This is a genomic window from Acidovorax sp. GBBC 1281 (assembly GCF_028473645.1).
GTDB lineage: Bacteria > Pseudomonadota > Gammaproteobacteria > Burkholderiales > Burkholderiaceae_C > Paracidovorax.
This window is the reverse complement of sequence record NZ_CP097269.1, coordinates 1,537,656-1,560,794: the sequence shown is the minus strand read 5'-3', so window position 1 is coordinate 1,560,794 and position 23,139 is coordinate 1,537,656. Positions and strand designations below refer to the sequence as shown.

Here is a 23,139-nt window from a genome sequence, read left to right as displayed (position 1 = left end):
CAATTCATTCCAATTTTGGAAGGCCTAAGATTCCAGGAAGGAAAATCTTGAATCTCTTCCCTTCTTCCACATTCCTTCCATGCGCCTGCCCGATCTCCAGACCCTCAAGCTCTTCGTGGCGGTGTGCGAGCACCGCAACATCGCCCGCGCGGCGGAGCAGGAATCCATCGTCGGCTCGGCGGTGAGCAAGCGGCTGGCGCAACTGGAGGACACGCTGGGCACACCCCTGCTGGTGCGCAAGCGCCACGGCGTGGTGCCCACCGTCGCCGGCGAAACCCTGCTGGAACATGCCCGCACCATGCTGGCGAGCGTGGACCGCATCAAGCGCGACATGGCGGCCTTCGCCACCGGCATCCGCGGGCACGTGCGCATGCTGGTCACGGCCTCCGTCATGGCCGAATCGCTGGCGGACGACGTGGCGGCCTTCCTGCAGAACCCCGCGCACCGCGACATCCAGGTGAGCATGGAGGAACGGGTGAGCCCCGAGGTGGTCCGCGGCATCCGCGAAGGCAGCGCCTCCATCGGCATCTGTTGGGACGCGGCCGATCTGCAGGGCCTGGAGACGCGCAGCTACCGGCACGACCACCTGGCCATCGTCGCCCACCCCTCGCACCCGGTGGCGCGCCAGGACAGCGTGCGGTTCGCCGACGTGCTGGGCTACGAGTTCGTGAGCATGCCGGCCCTGAGCGCCGTGCACGTGCTGCTGGCGCGCGCCGCGGCGGTGGAGGGCAAGACGCTGGTGCACCGCGTGCTGGTGTCCAACTTCGATGCGGCGCTGCGCGTGGTGCGCGCCAACCTCGCCATCAGCGTGGTGCCCGCCGAGGTGGCGGTGCCGTTCGCCGCGGCCACAGGGGTGCGCATCGTGCCAATGGCCGACCCGTGGGCCCGGCGGCGGTTCGCGCTGTGTTTCCGGCCGGCGCCGGGCCTGGCGCCGGCCGCCCAATTGCTGGTCGAGCACCTGGTGTCGGCGGGTGCCGCGGCGCGCTGAGAGAGCGTCCACCGGGGCCGTGGCAGGAGTGCAACAATCCTGTAACACCTGAGTATTTTTACCCCGCAGCGCAAGTGGGGTGCTGCTCTGGAGCTATTAAACTTGTAGCAAAATGGTTTACACGCTATATTCACAGCGTTCCGGCCGCCCGGGTTTTGCCCGCTGCCGGATTTCTATCTCTCTATCGCGCAAGGAGAAGCTTTCATGAGCTCCAAGGAAAACGCCGCCATCAACCAGCTGTTCGAAAAGCTCGAATGCCGCTATGCGTTGCGCGTGCTGTGGGCCCTGCGCGACGGCCACCCCCAAACCTTCCGGCTGCTGCAGGACAGCGTGGGCGGCATCACGCCCAACACGCTGAACACCCGCATCAAGGAACTGCGCGAAGCCGGCCTGCTGGACCACGGCAACGACGGCTACACGGTCACCCCCTCGGGCGTGGACCTGCTCAAACGGCTGTCCGACGTGCAGGCCTTCGCCACCCGCTGGGTCGCAGCGCGGGTCAAGAAGTAAGTCGACCAAGCCGGCGCGAGGCCCCTCCAGCGTCCGCCACCCTGTCCGACCCGCGCGCTGCGCGGGTTTGGTCTTTTAGGGCTCCAGCGCAATAAGCACTAGGGCATATCGCTATCATTTCAGTAGCACTTCGAAAGGAACACCCATGGCATTCACCACCACCCCCTCCGGCCTGCAATACGAAGACACCGTCGTGGGCGAAGGCGCCGAGGCCACGCGCGGCAACCACGTCAGCGTGCACTACACCGGCTGGCTCTACAACAACGGCGAGCAGGGCGCCAAGTTCGACTCCAGCCGCGACCGCAACGATCCGTTCGAGTTCGGCCTGGGCGCCGGCATGGTGATCAAGGGCTGGGACGAAGGCGTGCAGGGCATGAAGGTGGGCGGTCAGCGCACGCTGATCATTCCCGCCGCCCTGGGCTACGGTGCCCGCGGCGCCGGTGGCGTGATCCCGCCGAACGCCACGCTGAAGTTCGACGTCGAGTTGCTCGGCGTCGGCGGCTGATCGGCGCGGCGTGATCCGCACCGAGACCGGCGCCCGGTGGGCGCCGCCTCCCCCCCAAAGGGCTGTGCCTTCGCAAGAAGGCACAGCCCTTTTTCCATGCGGGGCACCCTTGCCTGCCCACCCGTGCTTCCATTTTCTTTTCACCGCCCCCACAACCTTTGGCAACGCAGTCCGCACTCACGACGGCAGAAAAATGACTGCGATCTTCCAACGGAGCAATCTTGAAAATATCCAGAATCTTGTGGGGTGCGGTGCCGGCGACGGCGTTGGTGCTGGCCGGCTGCGGCGGGAGCGACGCCCCGCCGACGGTCACCTCCTTCACGGCCAAGGCCGTGGTGTCCGACGGCAGCATTGCAGGCACGCAGACCGATGCCAACCTGAAGAACGGCTGGGGCATCGCCTTCAACCCGAACGGCTTCGTCTGGGTGACCGCCACGGCCACGCAGAAGTCCACGCTCTATGACGGCAACGGCGTGCCGCAGACCCTGGTGGTGACCGTGCCCCCCGCTGGCAGCGCCCCGGCCAACCCCACCGGCATCATCTTCAGCGGCACCAGCAGCTTCCCGGTCACCAAGAACGGCGTGACCGGCCCCAGCCGCTTCGTGTTTTCCAGCGAGGACGGCAGCCTCTCCGGCTGGAGCCCCGCAGCCGATCTGGCCAATGCCATCGTGACCTACCGGGACGGCGGCGGCGCGATCTACAAGGGCCTGGCCGTGGCCACCCGCAGCGGCGCGGATTTCCTGTACGCCACCGACTTCCGCAATAACAAGGTCGACGTGTTCGACACCAGCTTCCAGAAGGTGCAACTGGCGGGTAACTTCGCCGATCCGCAGCTGCCGGCCAACTATGCGCCCTACGGCATCCAGACCATCGGCACGCGCATCTACGTGACCTATGCGCAGCAGGACGCCAACCGCCGCAACGCCGTGGCGGGCGCCGGCCTGGGCGCGCTGAATGCCTTCAACACCGACGGCACCCTGGCGCAGCGCATCGTCATGCCCGGCGCCACACTCAACGCGCCCTGGGGCATCGCCCAGGCGCCTGGCAACTTCGCCGGGGCCAGCAGCCGCCTGATCGTCGCCAATGAAGGCGACGGCACGCTGCAGGCGTTCGACCCCGCAACGGGCGAATGGAACGGCGCCTTGGCGCAAAAGGACGGAACGACCCTGCAACTGGACGGCGTGCGCGGCATCGCGTTCGGCAACGGCCTGAACCAGCAGCCGCTGAACACGCTGTTCTATGTGGCGGGGCCGAACAAGGGCGTGAACGGCGCCTACGGCCGCGTGGACGTGCAGCCCTGATCCGCGCCTTCCTGCCGCATCGCCACGGCGCTGCGGCAGGACCGGCCCGCTGCGCGAGGCCGGTCAGCCGAACAGCGCCCGCTCCAGGCGCCGGTATTTTTCATCGCCCACCAGTTCGCGGATCTTCGGCGCCAGTGCGGCGAGGTCGTCGAAACTGCGCGCGCCCTCGACCGCCAGGTTCAGCCGAAAGCCGCGCAGCCCCAGGCTAGACGTGATTTCCGTGGCGATCGGATAGGCCGCCTGGTAGCGCTCCATGGGCGAGGATGCCTCGCCGGTTGCCGGGGCCGCACCCGACGCGTCCGCCGGGGCCGGCACGCCCTCGGGCGACGCGTTCTGCAGGTCCGGCGCACTGCCGTCCGGCAACGACAGCAGGCCCTGCCCGACCATCGCCAGTACGTCGTCCATGCCGATGCCCATGGTCGCGGTGGCCGCCAGCACCTGTGCCAGCGTGCGCTTGCCATCGAACAGGATGAAGGCCGAACGCTGCCGCGAGGTCAGCGCCCCGTGGCGGTCCTTGAGGGCCAGATGGCCTGAAGATGTCTTGACGAGTAGCACGGTTCCCCCTGATCGTGTTCGGCGGCGTCGGGGACACGCGCCCGGCCGATGGCTGAGCGCAGCGTCGCACGCGGTCGGGGCTTTGTGAATCCGGGTTTATCCATAACCACCATCCCCCTCCCCCCGCATCGCCGCGAGCCCCACCGTGCGCCGTGGCGCGCGCACCCGCCGTTCACATCCCCGGCAGGCGCGAATTAACCGACGGGCCCGCGCCTGGCGCCCGCGTGAGCAGGCTCACCAGCCACGCGGTCGCAAGTCCCACCGGCACGCCGAACACGCCGGCCGAGATCGGCTGGATGCCGAACCACAGGCCTTCCGCCAGCAGCACGGCAGGCACCATGGCGCGCACGGCCTCCACATGCGACAGCAGGTAGTACACGGTCACGCCCAGCCCGCACAGCATGCCCGCCACCGCGCCCTGCCGCGTCGCGCCGCGCCAGAAGATGCCCAGCACCATCGCCGGCACGAAGGCCGAGGCGGCCAGCGAGAACGAGGCCGACACCATGGGCAGGATCTCCGAGCGCTTGAGCGCCGCCACGAACGCGGCGGACAGCGCCACCGCCAGCAGGGTGAACTTGGTCAGGATCACGCGCTGCTCGGGCGATGCCCTGCGGCCCGTCTCGTGAAAGTACAGATCGCGCACCAGCGCATTGCTGATGGTGAGCAGCAGGCCATCGGCCGTGGAGAGCGCCGCCGCCAGCCCGCCCGCGGCGACCAGCCCCGAGATCACATACGGCAGCCCGCCCAGCTCGGGCGTGGCCAGCATGATCAGGTCGGCGCCGAAGCGGATCTCGCCGAACTGCACGATGCCGTCGCCGTTCACGTCTTCCACCGACAGTAGCGCCGCATCCACCCGCGCCCACTGCCCGATCCAGTTGGGCAGCGCATCGAACGGGCTGCCGACCAGGTTGCTCATGACCTCGAACTTCACCAGCACCGCCAGCGCCGGCGCGCTGAGGTACAGCAGCGCGATGAAGAATAGCGACCAGGCCACCGAAGAGCGCGCGGCCGCCACCGAGGGCACGGTGTAGTAGCGCGTGAGCAGGTGCGGCAGCCCGGCCGTGCCCACCATGAGGCAGAACATCAGCGCGAGGAAATTGCGCCGGGTGTCCTCGTACGCCCGCTGCGCCTCGGGCGGGCCGTCCGGGTCGCCCACGTAGGGCTGGCTGTGCGCGGGCAGGCCGCCCAGGGGGCGGGCGCGCTCTTCGCTCTCGCGCATCTCGCGGCTCCAGCGCTCGCGGGCCGTGTCCTCGTCGCGCGGCATGGTGGCCAGCTCCCGGCTGGCCGCCACGATGAGGCCGACGTCCGCGTTCTGGTCGCGCAGTTGGCGGATGCGCTGGCGGGCCGCTTCGCGCTCGCGCTCCAGCGCCGCGCCCACATCCTGCAGCCGGGCCTGCAGCTCCTGGGCCCGCGCTTGGTAGGCCGCCACCACCTGGCGCTCCGCGGGGTCGGCGAGCAGCCGGGCCTCCATGTCGGCGATCTTGCCGATCTGGGTGCCGTACACCAGCGGTGCCAGGGGATTGCCCAGCTGCTTGTAGGCCAGCCAGGAGACGGGAATGAGGAACGCGAGCAGCAGCATCACGTACTGCGCCACCTGCGTCCAGGTGATGGCGCGCATGCCGCCCAGGAAGGAGCACAGCAGCACCCCGCCCAGGCCCAGCATGATGCCGATCTCGAACTGAACGCCCGTGAGCCGCGATGCGATCAGGCCCACGCCGTAGATCTGCGCCACCACGTAGGTGAACGAGCACAGCACGGCCGCGAGCGCTGCGATCACGCGCGGCCAGCGCCCGCCGAAACGCACCTGAAAGAATTCCGGGATGGTGTAGAGGTTCATGGCCCGCAGGTGCGGCGCGATCAGCAGGGCCACGAGGCAGAACCCGCCCGTCCAGCCCAGCAGATAGGCCAGCCCGCCGGCCTGCCCCGGCACCCCCGAGAAGCCCTGCAGGTACAGCGCGCCCGACAGGCTGATGAACGAGGCCGCGCTCATCCAGTCGGCCGCCGCCGCCATGCCGTTGTACACGGGCGGAATGCGGCGCCCGGCGACGTAGTACTCGTCGGCATCGGTCGTGCGCCCATACACGCCGATGGCCGCATAGACCATGACGGACAGGAACAGGAAGATGGGGCCGATCCAGTGGCGCGACAGGCCGCGCTGCTCGGCCCAGGCCATGACGGCCAGGAAGGCGATCACCCCGGCCACGTAGAGCGCAAGGATGCGGCGCAGCCGCCGGCCGTAGGCAGCTTGCGGCGGCGCGTCAGCCATGCGGCTTGCCGGGGGCGCCCGGGCCGGGCGCGTCGGGGGTGGACGGCGGCGTGTCCGCACCACCGGCCACCGCGTTCGCGTCCTGCCGCTCGAAATGGTTCATCGCCGCGCAGTAGATCGCCACGATGCCGATGAACACCAGCACCGCGCCCTGCGACGCGATCCAGTACCCCAGCGGCCAGCCCCCCACCACCATGAACTGCAGGTCGCGGGCGAAGTAGCAGGCCCCGAAGGACACCGCGGCCCAGGCCAGCAGCAGTCCCGCCTTCAGCCAGAGGTGGCGGGCATCGTGCAGGTCGGGCGGAAAGGGATGTCCGGCCCCGGGCTCCTCGATCGCCGATGGGCGCGTGGGCATGGTGGCCGGACCGGGGCCGTCAGCGGGCCAGTTGCTGCCAGGTGGCGATCACGCTGTCGGGGTTGAGCGAGATCGACGAGATGCCTTCCTTGGCCAGCCACTCGGCGAAGTCCGGGTGGTCGCTGGGGCCCTGGCCGCAAATGCCCACGTACTTGCCCTGGGCCTTGCAGGCGGCGATGGCGCGCGAAAGCAGCGCCAGCACGGCGGGGTCGCGTTCGTCGAAGTCCTGCGCGAGCAGCTCGAGCCCCGAGTCGCGGTCCAGGCCCAGCGTGAGCTGGGTCAGGTCGTTGGAGCCGATCGAGAACCCGTCGAAGTACTGCAGGAACTCGTCCGCCAGCACGGCGTTGCTGGGCACCTCGCACATCATGATGACCTTCAGCTCGGCCTCGCCGCGCTTCAGGCCATGCTTGGCCAGCAGCTGGGTGACCTTGTCGGCCTGGCCCAGCGTGCGCACGAAGGGCACCATCACCTGCACGTTGGTCAGCCCCATCTCGCCGCGCACGCGCTTGATGGCGTCGCACTCCATCGCGAACGCCTCGCCGAAATCGGCGCTGATGTAGCGCGCCGCGCCACGGAAGCCCAGCATCGGGTTCTCTTCCTCGGGCTCGTAGCGGCTGCCGCCGATGAGCTTGCGGTACTCGTTGGACTTGAAATCCGACAGGCGCACGATCACCGGCTTGGGCCAGAAGGCGGCGGCGATGGTGGCCACGCCCTCGGCCACCTTGTCCACGTAGAACGCACGGGGCGAGGCATGGCCGCGCGCCACCGATTCCACGGCCTTCTTCAGGTCGGCATCGACGGCGGGGTAGTCCAGGATGGCCTTGGGGTGCACACCGATGTTGTTGTTGATGATGAACTCCAGCCGGGCCAGGCCCACGCCGTCGTTGGGCAGCTGGCAGAAGTCGAAGGCCAGTTGCGGGTTGCCCACGTTCATCATGATCTTGGTGCCGATCTTGGGCATTTCGCCGCGCTGCACCTCGGTCACCTCGGTTTCGAGCAGACCGTCGTAGATCTTGCCGGTGTCGCCCTCGGCGCAGCTCACCGTCACCAGCGTGCCGTCCTTGAGCAGGCTGGTGGCGTCGCCGCAGCCCACCACGGCGGGAATGCCCAGTTCACGCGCGATGATGGCCGCATGGCAGGTGCGACCGCCGCGGTTGGTGACGATGGCGCTGGCGCGCTTCATCACGGGCTCCCAGTTGGGATCGGTCATGTCGGTGACCAGCACGTCGCCGGGCTGCACCTTGTCCATTTCGGCGATGTCGCTCACCAGGCGCACGGGGCCGGTGCCGATCTTCTGGCCGATGGCACGGCCTTCGGCCAGCACGGTGCCCGTGCCTTTCAGTTTGAAGCGCTGCTCGGCCTGGCCCTTGGACTGGCTCTTCACCGTCTCGGGGCGGGCCTGCAGGATGTAGAGCAGGCCGTCGGTGCCGTCCTTGCCCCATTCGATGTCCATCGGGCGGCCGTAGTGCTGTTCGATCACCAGGGCGTAGTGCGCCAGTTGCTCTACGTCGGCATCGGACAGCGAGAAGCGGTTGCGCTGCTCGGTCGCCACTTCCACCGTCTTGACCAGCTTGCCGGTGGCGGCCTTCTCCTCGGCCGAGGCGAAGACCATCTGCACCAGCTTGGAGCCCAGGTTGCGGCGGATCACGGCCTTGTTGCCCGCCTGGAGCATGGGCTTGTGCACATAGAACTCGTCGGGATTCACGGCGCCCTGCACGACCGTCTCGCCCAGGCCATAGCTGCTGGTGATGAAGACCACCTCTTCGAAGCCGGACTCGGTGTCGATGGTGAACATCACACCGGCCGCACCCAGGTCGGAGCGCACCATGCGCTGCACGCCGGCCGACAGGGCGACCACGTCGTGCGCGAAGCCCTTGTGCACGCGGTAGCTGATGGCGCGGTCGTTGTACAGGGAGGCGAACACCTCCTTCATCTTGTGCAGCACGTCGTCGATGCCGACCACGTTGAGAAAGGTTTCCTGCTGGCCCGCGAACGAGGCATCGGGCAGGTCTTCCGCCGTGGCGGACGAACGCACGGCAAAGCTCGCCTGGGGGTTGCCTTCGGACAGTTTTGCGAAGGCTTCGGCGATCGCCTGCTGCAGGTCGGCCGGGAAGGGCTGGGCCTCGACCATGGCACGGATCTCCGCGCCGGCAGCGGCCAGGGCGCGCACGTCTTCGGTGTCCAGCGCGGCGAGGCGCTTGCTGATCTTGTCGGCCAGGCCGTCGTGGGCGAGGAACTGGCGGAACGCGTGGGCGGTGGTGGCAAAGCCCGTGGGAACGCGAACGCCCTGGGGCAGCTGGGAGATCATCTCGCCGAGGGAGGCGTTTTTGCCGCCCACCGACTCGACGTCGGTCATTCTCAGGTTTTCAAACGGAACGACCAGGGCGGTCGCGTTGAAGAGTGCAGACATGGGATAGCTCCAGAAGTTGAAACTGGGTCTGCGCCTGCGCTCCGGGGGAGCAATCGCGGGCGAGCGCCCATGCACGGCGTTCGGCTTTGGTGTTGTGGTTGTGGGCCGCCGGGGTGCATGGTGAGAATTTGGATAATGAGCGCCATTGTAGGCTTGCCCTGCGCGGCCGCGCTGGCGGCGGGCTGACGGATCGTCCCCCTTCTTCGGAACCCCTGCCCATGCACACGCGCACCGTTTTCTTCATCTCCGACGGCACCGGCATCACGGCCGAAACCTTCGGCAACGCCATCCTGGCCCAGTTCGACATGAAGCCGCGCCACGTGCGCCTGCCCTTCATCGACACCGAGGACAAGGCGCACCAGGCCGTGCGGCAGATCAACCACACGGCGGACGTGGAGGGCAAGAAGCCCATCGTCTTCACCACCTTGGTCAACATGGGCGTGCTGCGCGTCATCCAGGAAGGCTGCAAGGGCATGCTGCTGGACATGTTCGGCACCTTCATCCGGCCGCTGGAGACCGAGCTGGGCACCAAGTCGCACCACCGCGTGGGGCGTTTTTCGGACGTGAGCCTGAGCAAGGAATACACCGACCGCATCGAGGCGATCAACTTCAGCCTGGACCACGACGACGGCCAGAGCCACCGCGACCTGGCCGGCGCCGACGTGATCCTGGTGGGCGTGTCGCGCAGCGGCAAGACCCCCACCAGCCTGTACCTGGCCATGCAGTGCGGCCTGAAGGTGGCCAACTATCCGCTGATTCCCGAGGACTTCGAGCGGCGCCAGCTGCCCCCGGCGCTGGAGCCGCACCGCAAGAAGATCTTCGGGCTGACGATCCAGCCCGAGCGGCTTTCGCAGATCCGCAACGAACGGCGCCCCAACTCCCGGTACGCGGCACTGGACAACTGCCGCAACGAGGTGTCCGAGGCCGAGGCGATGATGCGGCGCGCAGGCATCCGCTGGCTGTCCACGACCACCAAAAGCATCGAGGAAATCGCCACGACCATCCTGCAGGAAGTGCGTCCCGAGCGGCTGGTGTATTGAATCGCGGCGATTTCGCCAAAGGCTATAAATGAATCCGCAAACCATGAACAAGCCGTTGCGGATGATCCTGCATGCAGCGTCCATCCTGGGCCTGCTGATCATGGCGCTTGTGCCACAAAATCAATACGACTTCATGCACGGGATGGACCCGTCCATTCCCGCCAACGCCATCGAAAACGGGTCGGGCAATGCCATCGTGGCCGCGAGTGCGATCTTTGCCCTTGTCGCAGTGGTGCAGATCGCCATCGCGGCGAAGGCCTCCCGGCCACGGGCCCGCGTTCTGCCCGCGGTGCTCGTTCTTCTTGGCCTGGCGATCCTGGCGATCAAGGTGGCCGGCTGAGTCGAAGAGGCCCGGGGTCAGGACCAGTTCTACCAAAGGCGCGATAGCACCGCCGGCCTACTGCACCGCCTCCGGCGCCGCGTGCCACAGGGCCTGGGGGCGGGGCTCGGGGTCGCGGTTTTCTTGCGCTGCCGCGCGGCGCTCCGGACCCGGGGTCCAGTGGGTCTGCAGACTGCGCAGCATGGTGCGAAAGTGCGAGGTCAGCCCCGGCATCTGCGACAGGGCCTGCAGGTTCACGATGATCTTGCGGGCCATGGCATCGCGATACGGGGCCTCGGCGGTGTGCGCGTGGCCCGTCATGAGCGCCATCGTGCTGGCCAGCAGCGCCTCGGTGCAGGGCAGGCGGTATTCCTCGTCGGTGGGGTTTTCAGTGTCCGGGCGCGGTGCATCGGCAGCCATGGTCAAGCCTCCTTCGGGATTGCAACAGACCAGGCCAGCCATCGGCCGCGCCGCATCCCACGACGGGGCAGCTTGCGGACCGGACGGGCCGACGGCGCCGCCCGCGGAGTCCACGGCCGACGGGCCGGACAGCGGGTGCGCCACGCGAACGGGCGCAGACCTGGATCATTCAGGGAACAAAAGGCGCTGGCTCGGAGCGCTGCACCCCACGGGTGGCGCCTGGCTGGCTGCAGCACAGTATATGAGAATAATTCTCAAGCCGATGATGGTCATTCGGCCCGTTGCTCAGCCGAACGCCAGCTCTGCTCTGGCTTAGACTGGCGGCATGCTTTTAGATTACGACCCCGACGACCTCGACGTCAAGATTTCGGAGCTGCTGGTCGCGACCAGCGATTCCGCCGACCCTGAGCTTCCCGCCGCCGTTCCGGAGGTGCTGAAACTGCTGCGCACGCGGCTGGGCATGGACGTCGCCTTCGTGTCCCAGCTCACGGCCGACCACCGCACCATCATGGCCGTGGACAGCGCGCCGGATTTCTCGCCGGTGGAAGTGGGCCGGTCCGACCCGGTCGAAGAAAGCTGGTGCCAACGGGTGGTCGAAGGCCGGTTGCCGGAGCGGATGGAAGATGCCGCGCCCTACATCGCGTCCGGCAAGGCGCCGGACCCGGGGTTCCCCATCGGCACCCATCTGAGCACGCCGGTGCGCCTGTCCGGCGGGGCGGTGTACGGCACGTTGTGCTGCTTCAGCCGCGGTGTTCGTGCCGATGCGGACATCGACCGGCTGCGTTACACGGCCAACCTGCTGGCCGCGCGGCTGGCGCCGGGTTCGGCGCGGGCTTGAGCAAGCCTGGCGCCGAATGCGGCGGCGCCGGGCCATCGGGGCAGCGGATGCATGCCGGCCGCCAAATCCCCTGCCCTTCGAGTGCAACCGGCCGCGTCAGACCGCGGTATGCATCTGCAGCAGGCGCTGCCGCAGGGCCTCGGCCACCGGGCTGAGTTCGCGCGAGCGCCGCTGCAGCAGCCCCAGGGTGCGCCACAGGTCGGGCCCGGTCAGCGGCACGCCGCACACCTGGGAATGCGCGGGCGACAGCGCCAACTGCGGCAAGGCCGCCAGCCCCAACCCGGCCTCGACCAGGGCCAGCGCGCCGGTCACATGGTTGCATTCGTACCAGGCGACGGGAGGATTCGGCAGTTCCGCCATGGCCTGGTCCAGCAGCAGGCGGTTGCTGCTGCGGCTGGAGACCGACACCAGCCGCTGGCCGGCCAGTTCCTCCCAACGCACCTCGGGGCGCTGGGCCCAGGCGTGGCTGCGCGGCATGGCCAGCACGTAGCGTTCGCGCAGCAGCGGCTGGAACAGCAGCGTCGACTCCTGGGTGCCGGTGAAGCTCAGGCCGAAGTCCGCCTCGCCGCGGGCCACGGCCTCCATCACCTGCTGGGCGTTCTCGTCGATCACGTGCACCTGCACGTCGGGCAGCGCCTGTGCGAAGGCCTGCAGCGCCCGCGGAAGCAGGTGGTTGGCCACGGACGGCACGCAGGCGATGGTCACGCGGCCCCGGCGCAACTGCACCTGGTCGCCGAAGCGCTGGACCGCCTCGTCCAGCCCGGTCAATGCCATGCGCGCCTCGTGCAGGAACTCCTGGCCCATCGCGGTCAGTTCCACCGTGCGGGTGGTCCGCTCCAGCAGCCGGGCACCGAGCGCGGATTCCAGCCGCTCCACCCGCCGGCTCAAGGCCGGGGCGGACAGGCACAGGATCTCGGCCGCCACGCGGAAGCTGGACTGGTCCGCGGTGACCACGAAGGCCTGCAGTTCCTTGAGGTCGAATTTGATGCTTCGCATGCAACAGTCGTTTCGTAAATTGCAATTTACGGATCATTGTGCCCCTCCTACGATGCGCCCTTGATCGCCGGGCCAACGACCCGGCGGCGCTTTCCCGGAGACATACCCCATGCAACGACGCCCCCTCATCGCGGCAGCCTTCCTGGCCGCCAGCTTCCCCCTCGCCAGCACCGCCCAGGCGCAGGACTTTCCCCCCAAGAAGCCGGTGACCCTCGTGGTCGGCTTCGCCGCAGGCGGCTCGGCCGACATCGCCGCCCGCATCATCGCCAAGAAGCTGGGCGAGAACATCGGCCAGAGCGTGGTGGTGGACAACAAGCCGGGGGCTGGGGGCAACCTGGCCCATGCCCAGGTGGCCAACGGCCCGTCGGACGGGTCCATGCTGCTGTTCGGCTCCATCGGGCCGCTGAGCATCGCGCCCCATTTCATGAAGGTGGCGTACGACCCGCTCAAGGACCTGGCGCCCATCTCGATGGGCGTGGCCTTCCCGAACGTGCTGGTGGTGCCCGCGAGCACCGGCATCAAATCGCTCGGCGATTTCGTGGCCAAAGCCAAGCGCGAGCCCGGCAAGCTGGACTACGCCTCCACCGGCCCGGGCTCGGCCGCGCACCTGGCGGGAGAACTGCTCAACGACGTGGCGAAGATCGACACACTGCACGTTCCCTACAAAGGGGGCGCCCCGGCGCTGCAGGACGTGCTGGGCGGGCGGGTCACCGCGTTCTACGCCGCACCGCCTTCGGCCCTGCCCCACATCGAATCGGGCAAGCTCATTCCCCTGGCGACCACTGGCCTGACCCGCCCGGCCTACCTGCCCAACGTGCCCACCGTGGCGGAGACCTACCCGGGCTTCAACGCCACCAACTGGTATGCCTTCGTGGCCTCGGCCAAGACGCCCAAGCCCCTGCTGGACCGCTGGAACACCGAAATCGTCAAGGTGCTCAACACGCCGGAGGTGCGCGACAACCTGCTCAAGCACGGGCAGACCGCCAGCCCCACGGGCCGCGAAGAACTCGGCCAATTCATCGCGGCGGAGCACGCCAAGTGGGGCCGCATCATCCGCGAACGCAAGATCACCGCCGACTGAGACGGCAGGCCGGACGCATTCCCCCCAGAAAAAATCAGGAGACAAAGGACATGCCGCTCAACCTCCCGCTCACACCGTCCCCCACCACGGCCACGCCCAGCAACGCCCGGCGCCGCGTGCTGCGCACCCTGCTGGGCACCGCCCTGGGCCTGGGGCTGGCCCTGGGAGGCGCCGCGCCGCCCGCTGCCCAGGCCGCGGAGATCCGCGTGGTCACCTCGGGCGGCTTCTCGGCCGCCTACGACCAGTTGGTGCCGCTGTACGAGCAGGCCACCGGCCACACGGTCGTCACGGCGCGCGGTGCGTCGCTCGGCAACGCACCCGACTCCATCCCCAGCCGCATGGCGCGGGGCGAGCAGTTCGACATCGTGATCCTGGCCGATTCGGGGCTGGACGAATTGACGGCGCAGGGCAAGGTGCAAGCGGGCAGCCGCGTCGACCTGGCCCGCTCCATGATCGGCATGAGCGTGCGCAAAGGCACGCCCAAGCCGGACATCAGCAGCCCCGCGGCCCTCAAGCAGACCCTGCTCCAGGCCAAATCGGTCGCCTATTCCGCCAGCGCCAGCGGCACCTACCTGGTCAACGAACTGTTCCCGCGCCTGGGCGTGGCCGAGGCGATGAAGACCAAGGCCACCAGGATCTACAGCGAACGCGTCGGCGCGGTGGTGCTGCGGGGCGATGCGGAGCTGGGCTTCCAGCAGGTGAGTGAATTGCTGCCGTTCAAGGAGCTGGAATTCGTCGGGCCCCTGCCGGACGCCGTGCAGCAGCGCGTGTTCTTCTCGGCCGGCGTGGCCGAGGGCGCGCAGAACGCGGATGCCGCCCGCCATCTGATCCGCTTCCTGGCGTCACCAGCGGCCGCCGCCATCGTGCGAAGCACCGGCATGGAGCCTGCAACAGCGCCCTCCCTGAAGCAGGACTAAAACGGGCCCGACATTGCAACTCGGCAAAAGCCGATGATCCAATCTCCCTTCAGCGCAACAAGGAAAAAGGTTTTTTGCCATTAAAAACATAGCAATCAAACCAAAGCAGCCTACCGCCGCTCAAGTCACACCCAACACAGCCAGTCGTTCTCTCGCTGGGGACGATCCGTGCAGAAACGATGCCCGCGCCTCTGCCAAAGTTGGCGAGGAACCTGCCGCGCACCCGACCGGAGATGAACCACCCGATGGCGCACAGTCAGCGGCCCCGCAGTCAGCGCATATGCCTCACGCCGGGTCGGGAAGAGACAGCCGCACCCGCAACAGGCTTTCCCGGTCGGCGGACGAAAGGTCTTTGCGTTGCAGTGCCTCATCGAGTTGACGCGCCGTGACCTCGACGTCTGCCCGCCCGCTCACGGCGGCCAGGTTCCGCCCCACCTCGCCCAGCACGTCGCGAATCGCCGGAGTGACACCCGCGCGCGCCATCGCCGGATAGGCGATCTGGTGGGCCACCCGAAGGCCCGCGCGCCTGGCCGTCTGGTTCTCATCCTGGTCACGGCACAGGCGCAGGAAGGAACTGCCTTCGGGTAGTGCCGAGCCCCGCACCAGATCCATGATGCGCTGGTGCGCAGGCTGCGGAGATGCGGTCAGCAAAGCGGCCCAGGCATCCAGGCGATCAGGGCGCCCCTGGGCTTTGGCCTCGACCGTGCGCGCCCAGTCGTGGATCTGATGGCGCAGCGCATCGGCTGGGGCCGCATCGTCCGCACTCGCCAGGTCCAAGGCTGCCTGGGCCAGGCTCGCGCGCATCCAGGCCGCCGCCTCGACCGCTTCGCGAAATGCGGGTTGCCCATCAGCAACGGGGTGTTTCGGGCCGCCGATCTGTGCGAATCGGTCGCCGTCCAGGTCTGCCAGCAGGTGGTCCAGTGACCGAAAGGACACATCGGCGCGGCGCGTTTGCAGGTGGCGATCAATCCGGTCGAAAAAAGCGTTCTGCAGCGTGGTGCGCTCCTGCGGCGTCATCTCCAGCGCAAGGGTGCCTTTGCTGCCGGAATAATCGGGCCCAACACCAGGCACGCCCTTCAACTGGGCCATGACCGTCCTGGGGCGCAGATCCTCCTGGGCCAGCCGTTCAGCCGCGAACTGGCGCGAGGCATTGTTCAGCCGGCCCGCCTCGCTGCTGTTGCGCACCTTGTCCATCACCTGGCCCCAGAGCCCTCCGCTGCCCTCGCCAGAGGATTCCCCCAGGGCCTTTTTCAAGACAGGGTGCTCCAGGGTCAGCACCAGGTTTTCTTCCTTCGCGGCGTCGGGGTCGATCAGTTGCAGCGCCGCGGTATTCATCAGCACGCCGCCGTCCTCGAACTGGAGCTTCAAGGAACCGTCGGTGGTGCCGTGCGGCAGGCTTTGCATGCCTCGCGCCACGATGCCGGGCAGCGAGGCGGACAGCTTGGCAGCATGGGCAACCTCCATCCAGCGCAGGTCCGGATTGTCGGAGCTGAAAACCGCGAGTTGCCGTTCCGGACGAGGCGCCCCGGTCTCGCTCACGACCGCGGTGCTGGTGCAGAAAAAGCCCTTGATACCCGGCACGTCCTGGCCCAGGCGGTCAAGGTCGCCCAACGTGAGATCACCGCAAGCGGCCTCATCCAGTTCCGCTTCCAATCGTGCCCGTTCCTCTTCCTGCCCAGGTTGGCCGATCAAGCGCTGCAACCCGTCCCTGGCGGTCTCATAGCGCTCCTGGCGGTGGCGCAGCGCATTCAACTCGGAGAGGGCATCGCCAGACAACTCGCTGCCATGGGCCAGAACCTCCAGCGCGTCGAGCCGATCACGGGCCTGCAGTCGGGCCTGGATCTGCCGAATGTCGGCCCGGGTGTCCGCCAGCTCCGATGCGGCAATGCGTTGAAGGACCGACTCCCGAACCTTGCGGTTGAGCAGGTTCGTGAGGTTGGGCATCTCGGTGCCGCGGTTACTCACCATCCGGACCAGCGCGCCCACCTTGCCCGGTGGTGGCCTGGATACGGCACCCGGCCGGCGGGCCTTCTTGTCCATCATGCCGAGCATGTCGAGTTGATTGACCGTTTCTTCGAGGTCGTCCGGCCGCGCGCCACTGGCCAGCATGGCGGCCACGAGGGCTCCCGCAGAAGCGCCTCCTATTTGCCGAAGGTGTTCCAGTTGCCCGTGGGCGTGCAGTGCCTGGATGGCGCCGGGATACACCGCGCCCTTCGCCCCGCCCCCGGTGAGCTCCAGACGGCGCAGCATGAACGGCTGCGCCAGGATGGCGGCGCCGCTGACGTCCATATGGATGGAAAAACCCTGGCCCGAAAACACGGGTGGCGGCAAGGCCGGCGTAGCAGGCAACGCAGCCGGACTGGAAGCCGCCCGCTGGGGCGGGCGCCCCCTCGGCCGCTGAAGCGGGTCGCTGCCTTGCAAAGACTCCGCCGCCTCCGCAGTCTCCGGAGAACGCACACAGCCCAGGAGAGCCGACGCCGAATCCTTCCAGGATGACCGTCGACGCAACGGATGCCCGGACTCCAGCGAGGCGCTGGTTGCGTGCTGGCGCAACGAGGAAGAGGAGGAGGAGGGAGCCGTATCGGCGCGTTCGGGTGAAGAGCTCAGCTTTGAGGGAGACGACGGTAGTTTGGATAGCACGGCGGCGGCGCGGAAATGATTTCGTTCCATTCTCCGGAACACGCCCACCGCCGTGGCGCACGAGACGAAGCGTTGGCCAGGAAAACGCATGTCCGGCCACACAGGCGCCAGACTTTCCCCTCAAGGAAAGCAGCACCGGGCAGCCGGCCCAGGCCAGCCGGCGTTTCAGCCATCAGGCCGGTGCGGTGGATCGGATCAGGTGGTCGAATGCGCCCAGGGCCGCCTTCGCGCCCTCGCCCGCCGCGATGATGATCTGCTTGTACGGCACCGTGGTCACGTCGCCCGCGGCGAACACGCCCGGCACGTTGGTGCGGCCATGCGAGTCCACCACGATTTCGCCGAACTTCGACAGCTCCACCGTGCCCTGCAGCCACTGGGTGTTGGGCAGCAGGCCGATCTGCACGAAGATGCCTTCCAGCGCCAGTTGCTTCGCTTCGCCGCTCGCGCGGTCCTGGTAGGCCAGGCCCGTCACGCGGTTGCCGTCGCCCAGCACCTCGGTCGTCTGCGCCTGGGTGATGACGGTCACGTTGGGCAGGCTGCGCAGCTTGCGCTGCAGCACGGCATCGGCCTTCAGCTCGGCCGCGAACTCCAGCAGCATGACGTGCGCCACCACGCCGGACAGGTCGATGGCCGCCTCCACGCCGGAGTTGCCGCCGCCGATCACCGCCACGCGCTTGCCCTTGAACAGCGGTCCGTCGCAGTGCGGGCAGTAGGTCACGCCCTTGGTGCGGTACTGGTCTTCGCCGGGCACGTTCATGTTGCGCCACCGCGCGCCGGTCGAGAGGATGACCGTGCGCGAGCGCAAGGTGCCGCCGTTTTCCAGCTCGACCTCGATCAGGCCGCCTTCCGCTGCGGCGGGCTTCAAGGCCTTGGCGCGCTGCAGGTTCATCAGGTCCACCTCGTAGTCGTGCACGTGCTGCTCCAGCGCTGCGGCGAATTGGGGGCCGTCCGTCTTGCTGATCGAGATGTAGTTCTCGATGTCCAGCGTGTCGTTGACCTGGCCGCCGAAGCGCTCCGCGGCCACGCCGGTGCGGATGCCCTTGCGGGCGGCATACACGGCGGCCGCGGCGCCGGCCGGGCCACCGCCGACCACCAGCACGTCGAAGGCTTCCTTGGCCGAGAGCTTGGCCGCATCGCGCGCCGCCGCGCCGGTGTCCAGCTTGCCCACGATCTCTTCCACGGTCATGCGGCCCGAGCCGAACACCTGGCCGTTCATGAACACCATGGGCACGGCCATGATTTCGCGGTCGGTCACTTCCTGCTGGAAGGCGCCGCCTTCGATCACCGTGGTCTTGATGCGCGGGTTGAGGATGGCCATCAGCGACAGCGCCTGCACCACGTCCGGGCAGTTGTGGCAGGTCAGGCTCATGTAGACGTCGAACTCGAAGTCGCCATCGATCGCCTGGATCTGCTCGATCACGTCCTGCTCCACCTTCGGGGGATGGCCGCCGGTCCACAGCAGGGCCAGCACCAGCGAGGTGAATTCATGGCCCAGCGGCAGGCCGGCGAAGCGCAGGTGGGTCTGCGTGCCGGCGCGCTGCAGGGTGAACGAGGGCTTGCGCGCGTCGTTGCCGTCGGTGCGCAGGGTGATCTTGTCGCTGCGCAGGCCCTGGATGGTTTCCAGCAGTTCGCGGGTCTGGGTGGACACCTCGCTGCCGTCCAGGGACGCCACGATCTCAAACGGTTGCGTCACGCGCTCCAGGTAAGCCGAAAGTTGGGTTTTGAGTTGGTCGTCGAGCATGGTGGTGTCCTTTGCGATTCGAGTTGTGTCGTTGGGCGGCGCGGCCAGTGCCGGGCACGGAGCGGAGAAATCGGGGGTGAGCGGGCGAAAAAAAGCCGGACGGCATGGCGCGCACGCCATGCTGCTGTCCGGCCAGGGGCGCCCGAGGCGCCCCGCTCCTGCGGGAGGCCGAGGGGCTTAGATCTTGCCGACCAGATCCAGGGAAGGCGTCAGCGTCTTGGCGCCTTCCTTCCACTTGGCGGGGCAGACCTGGCCTGGGTTGGCGGCGGTGAATTGGGCCGCCTTCAGCTTGCGCAGGGTTTCCGACACGTCGCGGGCGATTTCGTTGGAATGGATTTCCTGGGTCTTGATCACGCCATCGGGGTTGATCACGAACGTGCCGCGCAATGCCAGGCCTTCTTCAGGAATGTGCACGCCGAACGCGTTGGTCAGCTGGTGCGTGGGGTCGCCCACCAGCGGGAACTTGGCCTTGCCGACGGCGTCGGAGGTTTCGTGCCACACCTTGTGCGAGAAGTGCGTGTCGGTCGTCACGATGTAGACCTCGGCGCCGGCCTTCTGGAACTCGGCATAGTTGTCGGCCGCGTCTTCGATTTCGGTGGGGCAGTTGAAGGTGAAGGCCGCCGGCATGAAAATCAGGACGGACCACTTGCCCTTGAGGTTGGCTTCGGTCACTTCAATGAAGTCGCCCTTGCCGTCGCGGTTCACGAAAGCGGTGGTCTTGAAGGGCTGGACTTGCGTATTGATCAGGGACATTGCTGTTTCCTAGGTTGATGGCTGAACACGAAAACCTGAAGTTTAGGCGCTACCAACCCATCAATCCAATTAATTGACTTCATCAAGTCGATTGCCACAGACTATAAAAAGCAAAGGGCTTCGTGGCGTGGGCAGGAGCGAACGACTGTATCTGAGGACGCCCAACGCGAACACAACTCAGCATCAAACGCAGCCATACCGTCCCGGCAGGGGGATTGCCTTGCGCCGCATGGCCCGCGTCATGACAATCGCAGCCCAACCCCACACAAGGAGAATCTCCATGCAAGGCGACGCACAGGTCATTTCGCATCTGCAGGCCCAGCTCAAGAACGAGCTGACGGCCATCAACCAGTATTTCCTGCACTACCGGATGCTCAAGCATTGGGGGTTCGACAAGCTGGCGAAGAAGGAATACGAAGAATCCATCGGCGAGATGAAGCATGCCGACAAGCTCATGGACCGCATCTTCATGCTGGACGGCCTGCCCAACCTGCAGGACCTGGCCAAGCTGCAGGTCGGCGAGGACGTGCCCGAGATCCTCGAATGCGACCTGCGGTCCGAGCGGGGCGCCCAGGCCACCATCAAGGACGGCATCGCCCACTGCGAAACGGTGCGCGACTATGTCTCGCGCGATCTGCTCCAGGGCATCCTGGACGACACCGAAGAGCACATCGACTTCTTGGAGACGCAGATCGACCTGCTGGCCAAGGTCGGGCTGCAGAACTACCTGCAGTCGCAGATGGGCGAAGCCGAATAACCCCCCCTTGCCCGCCTGCCCGGCGCAACGCGTCTGGGCACATACCATTCCAGCCGGCCTTCGGGCCGGTTCGTCGTGTCCGGCCCCTTGCACCCCAAAGTGTTGCGCACACGCATCAGGCCGTGCGCAAATACCACCCAAGTTCACGTTGTTTGTTGCGATTGCATACAACGGAATGCGAACGATTCTCATGAAATCTAAAATGTCGGCCTAGCCAGCCAGACAGTTCGCCCGGGCCTTCGCGCCCCGCCTGCAGCCAGCGCCCCAACCTGCATGGAGCCTTTCGATGCTGCACCAGCCTGCGCGTACCTGTTTCGTCCCACTGGCCGATCCTTCTTTTTTCGATGCTTTCTCCCGCGCGGCCGCCATCGCTTCGGCGCGCGCGGGGCGCCCATGAAGGCAGCCCGCCTCGACTGGCGCTACCGCCTGGCGGTCACCTCCCGCGCCATGGCCGGCGCTTTCGGGGGCTACGCGCTGGCAGCGGCCGCGACCGCCGCCCTCACCCTGGCGCTGCTGCCCTTCATGACCCGCGTGGAGGCGGTGCTCACGGCCACGCTGCTGTCGTGGCTGGTCTATGCCTGCGCCGTGGCCTGGGCGTTCTATGCCCGCACGGTCTGGGGTGCCTGGGGCGCCATCGGACTGCCGGCGCTCGCCCTGGGCGCGCTGGCGATGGCGCCGCGCTGGCTGGGGGGTGCCTGATGGCCAGGGCCGTACCCGACCGCGAAGGCTTTCGCCAGGCCATGGCATGGCTGCACACCTGGTCCGGCCTGATCCTGGGCTGGCTGCTGTTTGCCATCTTCTTCACCGGCACGCTGAGTTTCTTCAAGACCGAATTCAACCTGTGGATGCGGCCCGAACTGCATGCCCTGCCGCCCGCCAGCGCCGATGTGGCCGCGCGCGCACAGCAGGCCCTGCACCGCAAGGCGCCCGACGTGACGCAGTGGTTCATGCGCCTGCCCGACGAGCGCCAGCCCGGCGTGACCATCCTGTGGCGCGGCAAGGAGGGCGGGCGCTTCAAGACCCTGCTGATGAACCCGCAGACCGGCGAGGCCATCGAGACGCGCGACACCATGGGCGGCGATTTCTTCTACCGCTTCCACTTCGAGCTGCGCACCGCGCAAAAGGGCCGCTGGACGCTGGAGGGCCGCTGGGTGGTGGGCGTGGCCACGATGCTGATGTTCATCGCGCTGCTGACCGGCGTGGTCACGCACCGGCGGATCTTCAAGGATTTCTTCACCTTCCGGCCCACCAAGGGCGGCCAGCGCGCGTGGCTGGATGCGCACAACGTCTCGGGCGTGCTGGTGCTGCCGTTCTATCTGATGATCACCTTCAGCGGTCTGATGATCTTCCACTCGATGTACATGCCATCGGGCATCGCCGCCGCCTACGCCGGCCCGAAAGGCACCGACTCGCAGGCGTACTTTGCCGAGATGCAGGGCGACACGGCATCGGCTCGCACCACGCGCCGCGCACCGGACGACGTGGCGCAAGCGCTGCCGCTGACCGATCTGGCGCCGCTGCTGGCCAGTGCGCACCGCACCTGGGGCGATGCGCGCATCGGCGGTCTCAGTGCCCGCCGCGACGGCGACCGCGCAGTGATCGAGGTCACGCGCCACGATGGCGACCGCCTTCAGTACGGGCCCGCCCGCATGCGCTTTGACGCCGTCACGGGCGAGACGCTGGCGCTGATCGATCCCGACTCGCCCGCCCTGCGCACCTACCGCGTGCTCTACGGCCTGCATCTGGCGCGCTTTGCCGGGCCGGGCATGCGCTGGGGGCTGTTCGGCTTCGGCGTGCTGGGCAGCCTGATGATCGCGACCGGCATGGTGCTGTGGAGCGTCAAGCGCCGCCAGCAGGCGCAGCGCAAGGGCGCCGCCGCGCCGCCGCTCAAGCGCGGCGAGCGCCTGGTGGCCAGCCTCAACGTGGCGCTGCTGGGCGGCATGCCGCTGGCCACGGGCGTGTTCCTCGCCTCCAACCGGCTGCTGCCGCTCGGCCTGCAAGACCGCGCCGATGCCGAACTGGCCTGCTTCTTCGGCGCCTGGGGCTTGGCCCTGGTGATCGGCATCGTGCGGCCCGACCGCTGGGGCTGGAGCGGGCTGCTGGGCTTGGCGGGCATGGTGTTCGCCGCGTTGCCGGTGCTGAACGCCCTCACCACGCACACCCATTTGGGCGTGACGCTGCCAGCCGGCGAATGGACGTGGGCGGGCATGGACCTGTCGTTCCTCGCCACCGGCGCCCTGCTGGGCTGGATGGCCTGGCGCCTGCGCCCCGCGCGCGGCGTGAAGGCAGCCACCGCCCGGGGCCGGTCCGCCGCCGATGCCGGCGCCGCCACGCCCTCCAGCACACCGTCCACCCCAGCCGCCGGAGCCTGACCGCCAATGTTCGAATTCTTTCTCTGCCTTGCCGGCTGGTCGGGTTTGGCCCTGGGCATGGACCGCCATCACCAGGACGCCTGGAACCGTGAAGGCGCCGAGCCCCAACTGCGCACGCTGCGCCGCGTGGGGTGGGCGCTGCTGGTGCTGTCGCTCGTGCACGCCGCCGCATGGCCGGGCGACAGCACCGCCGCGCTCAGCGTGACGTGGTGGGCCATAGCGCTGTCGCTGTCCGCCGTGTGCGCCACGGCGCTGGCCACCTGGCTGCCGCGCCGCCTGCCCGTGCTGGGCACGGTGGCCGCCGCCGCCGCGCTGCTGGCGCTGGCGCTCTAGGGCCTTCGGGTCCCGGTGCCCGCGACTGCGTGGGCACCGGTT

The 23,139-nt window shown here is 67.8% G+C and carries 22 protein-coding genes; 13 read left to right on the top strand and 9 right to left on the bottom strand.

Going from position 1 to position 23,139, the window contains the following annotated elements:
- Positions 1 to 79 precede the first annotated feature (79 nt).
- The 4 genes from M5C96_RS07105 (at position 80) to M5C96_RS07090 (ending at position 3,304) form a co-directional block, all read left to right on the top strand.
- Entirely contained in the window at positions 80 to 988 is a 909-nt protein-coding gene (locus M5C96_RS07105; RefSeq protein WP_272568164.1) for a LysR family transcriptional regulator, read from the top strand.
- Between the two features lie 204 nt (positions 989 to 1,192).
- Positions 1,193 to 1,498 carry a winged helix-turn-helix transcriptional regulator gene (locus M5C96_RS07100; protein WP_092744314.1) on the top strand — a complete coding sequence of 102 codons (306 nt, stop codon included), beginning with the start codon at positions 1,193 to 1,195 and terminating at the stop codon, positions 1,496 to 1,498.
- A gap of 145 nt (positions 1,499 to 1,643) precedes the next feature.
- A complete protein-coding gene (locus M5C96_RS07095; protein ID WP_272568163.1) occupies positions 1,644 to 2,003 on the top strand; it encodes an FKBP-type peptidyl-prolyl cis-trans isomerase in 360 nt (119 codons plus the stop codon).
- A 221-nt stretch (positions 2,004 to 2,224) separates the two neighbouring features.
- Positions 2,225 to 3,304: a TIGR03118 family protein gene (locus M5C96_RS07090; RefSeq protein WP_272568161.1), complete on the top strand. Its 1,080-nt coding sequence runs from the start codon at positions 2,225 to 2,227 to the stop codon at positions 3,302 to 3,304.
- A 63-nt stretch (positions 3,305 to 3,367) separates the two neighbouring features.
- Here M5C96_RS07090 and M5C96_RS07085 read toward each other — a convergent pair whose 3' ends face one another.
- The 4 genes from M5C96_RS07085 to ppsA all read right to left on the bottom strand — a co-directional run bounded on the left by M5C96_RS07085 (position 3,368) and on the right by ppsA (position 8,890).
- Complete coding sequence (locus M5C96_RS07085; RefSeq protein WP_272568159.1) at positions 3,368 to 3,859, bottom strand: hypothetical protein; 492 nt, start codon at positions 3,857 to 3,859, stop codon at positions 3,368 to 3,370.
- Positions 3,860 to 4,031: 172 nt separating this feature from the next.
- The gene (locus M5C96_RS07080; protein WP_272568158.1) at positions 4,032 to 6,125 is read right to left on the bottom strand and encodes a VC_2705 family sodium/solute symporter; all 2,094 of its coding nucleotides are present in this window, start codon (positions 6,123 to 6,125) and stop codon (positions 4,032 to 4,034) included.
- Complete coding sequence (locus M5C96_RS07075; protein ID WP_272568157.1) at positions 6,118 to 6,480, bottom strand: DUF4212 domain-containing protein; 363 nt, start codon at positions 6,478 to 6,480, stop codon at positions 6,118 to 6,120. Before M5C96_RS07075 ends, M5C96_RS07080 begins: the two co-directional genes overlap by 8 nt.
- Before the next feature lie 19 nt (positions 6,481 to 6,499).
- The gene (gene ppsA, locus M5C96_RS07070) at positions 6,500 to 8,890 is read right to left on the bottom strand and encodes a phosphoenolpyruvate synthase (protein WP_272568155.1); all 2,391 of its coding nucleotides are present in this window, start codon (positions 8,888 to 8,890) and stop codon (positions 6,500 to 6,502) included.
- Positions 8,891 to 9,108: 218 nt separating this feature from the next.
- Between ppsA and ppsR the strand changes: the two genes are divergently transcribed.
- Both ppsR and M5C96_RS07060 read left to right on the top strand, forming a co-directional pair.
- Positions 9,109 to 9,930: a posphoenolpyruvate synthetase regulatory kinase/phosphorylase PpsR gene (gene ppsR, locus M5C96_RS07065; RefSeq protein WP_272568151.1), complete on the top strand. Its 822-nt coding sequence runs from the start codon at positions 9,109 to 9,111 to the stop codon at positions 9,928 to 9,930.
- 28 nt (positions 9,931 to 9,958) lie between these two features.
- Positions 9,959 to 10,270 carry a hypothetical protein gene (locus M5C96_RS07060; protein WP_272568150.1) on the top strand — a complete coding sequence of 104 codons (312 nt, stop codon included), beginning with the start codon at positions 9,959 to 9,961 and terminating at the stop codon, positions 10,268 to 10,270.
- Positions 10,271 to 10,327: 57 nt separating this feature from the next.
- Here the strand turns inward: M5C96_RS07060 and M5C96_RS07055 are convergent, their stop codons facing one another.
- On the bottom strand, positions 10,328 to 10,669 hold the full coding sequence (locus M5C96_RS07055) for a hypothetical protein (RefSeq protein WP_272568148.1): 342 nt from the start codon (positions 10,667 to 10,669) through the stop codon (positions 10,328 to 10,330).
- 325 nt (positions 10,670 to 10,994) lie between these two features.
- Between M5C96_RS07055 and M5C96_RS07050 the strand changes: the two genes are divergently transcribed.
- On the top strand, positions 10,995 to 11,507 hold the full coding sequence (locus tag M5C96_RS07050) for a GAF domain-containing protein (protein WP_272568146.1): 513 nt from the start codon (positions 10,995 to 10,997) through the stop codon (positions 11,505 to 11,507).
- Positions 11,508 to 11,603: 96 nt separating this feature from the next.
- Here M5C96_RS07050 and M5C96_RS07045 read toward each other — a convergent pair whose 3' ends face one another.
- The gene (locus M5C96_RS07045) at positions 11,604 to 12,503 is read right to left on the bottom strand and encodes a LysR family transcriptional regulator (RefSeq protein ID WP_272568144.1); all 900 of its coding nucleotides are present in this window, start codon (positions 12,501 to 12,503) and stop codon (positions 11,604 to 11,606) included.
- Positions 12,504 to 12,612: 109 nt separating this feature from the next.
- On the opposite strand from M5C96_RS07045, the gene M5C96_RS07040 reads away from it, so the two are divergent.
- Entirely contained in the window at positions 12,613 to 13,584 is a 972-nt protein-coding gene (locus tag M5C96_RS07040; RefSeq protein ID WP_272568140.1) for a Bug family tripartite tricarboxylate transporter substrate binding protein, read from the top strand.
- Between the two features lie 50 nt (positions 13,585 to 13,634).
- On the top strand, positions 13,635 to 14,501 hold the full coding sequence (locus M5C96_RS07035) for a substrate-binding domain-containing protein (protein ID WP_272568138.1): 867 nt from the start codon (positions 13,635 to 13,637) through the stop codon (positions 14,499 to 14,501).
- A gap of 285 nt (positions 14,502 to 14,786) precedes the next feature.
- Here M5C96_RS07035 and M5C96_RS07030 read toward each other — a convergent pair whose 3' ends face one another.
- From M5C96_RS07030 to ahpC, 3 genes are all read right to left on the bottom strand, one after another.
- Positions 14,787 to 16,820 (bottom strand): patatin-like phospholipase family protein, encoded by a 2,034-nt coding sequence (locus M5C96_RS07030; RefSeq protein ID WP_272568135.1) that lies wholly within the window; start codon positions 16,818 to 16,820, stop codon positions 14,787 to 14,789.
- 493 nt (positions 16,821 to 17,313) lie between these two features.
- A complete protein-coding gene (gene ahpF / locus M5C96_RS07025; protein WP_272568132.1) occupies positions 17,314 to 18,882 on the bottom strand; it encodes an alkyl hydroperoxide reductase subunit F in 1,569 nt (522 codons plus the stop codon).
- A gap of 177 nt (positions 18,883 to 19,059) precedes the next feature.
- Positions 19,060 to 19,635 (bottom strand): alkyl hydroperoxide reductase subunit C, encoded by a 576-nt coding sequence (gene ahpC / locus M5C96_RS07020; RefSeq protein WP_272551795.1) that lies wholly within the window; start codon positions 19,633 to 19,635, stop codon positions 19,060 to 19,062.
- 280 nt (positions 19,636 to 19,915) lie between these two features.
- Between ahpC and bfr the strand changes: the two genes are divergently transcribed.
- From bfr to M5C96_RS07000, 4 genes are all read left to right on the top strand, one after another.
- Positions 19,916 to 20,392 (top strand): bacterioferritin, encoded by a 477-nt coding sequence (gene bfr, locus M5C96_RS07015; RefSeq protein WP_272568130.1) that lies wholly within the window; start codon positions 19,916 to 19,918, stop codon positions 20,390 to 20,392.
- A gap of 393 nt (positions 20,393 to 20,785) precedes the next feature.
- Entirely contained in the window at positions 20,786 to 21,091 is a 306-nt protein-coding gene (locus tag M5C96_RS07010) for a DUF3649 domain-containing protein (protein ID WP_272568129.1), read from the top strand.
- Positions 21,091 to 22,764 (top strand): PepSY-associated TM helix domain-containing protein, encoded by a 1,674-nt coding sequence (locus tag M5C96_RS07005; protein ID WP_272568127.1) that lies wholly within the window; start codon positions 21,091 to 21,093, stop codon positions 22,762 to 22,764. The genes M5C96_RS07010 and M5C96_RS07005 overlap by 1 nt, the downstream gene beginning before the upstream one ends.
- 6 nt (positions 22,765 to 22,770) lie before the next feature.
- Entirely contained in the window at positions 22,771 to 23,097 is a 327-nt protein-coding gene (locus M5C96_RS07000) for a DUF3325 domain-containing protein (protein ID WP_272568125.1), read from the top strand.
- Positions 23,098 to 23,139 lie beyond the last annotated feature (42 nt).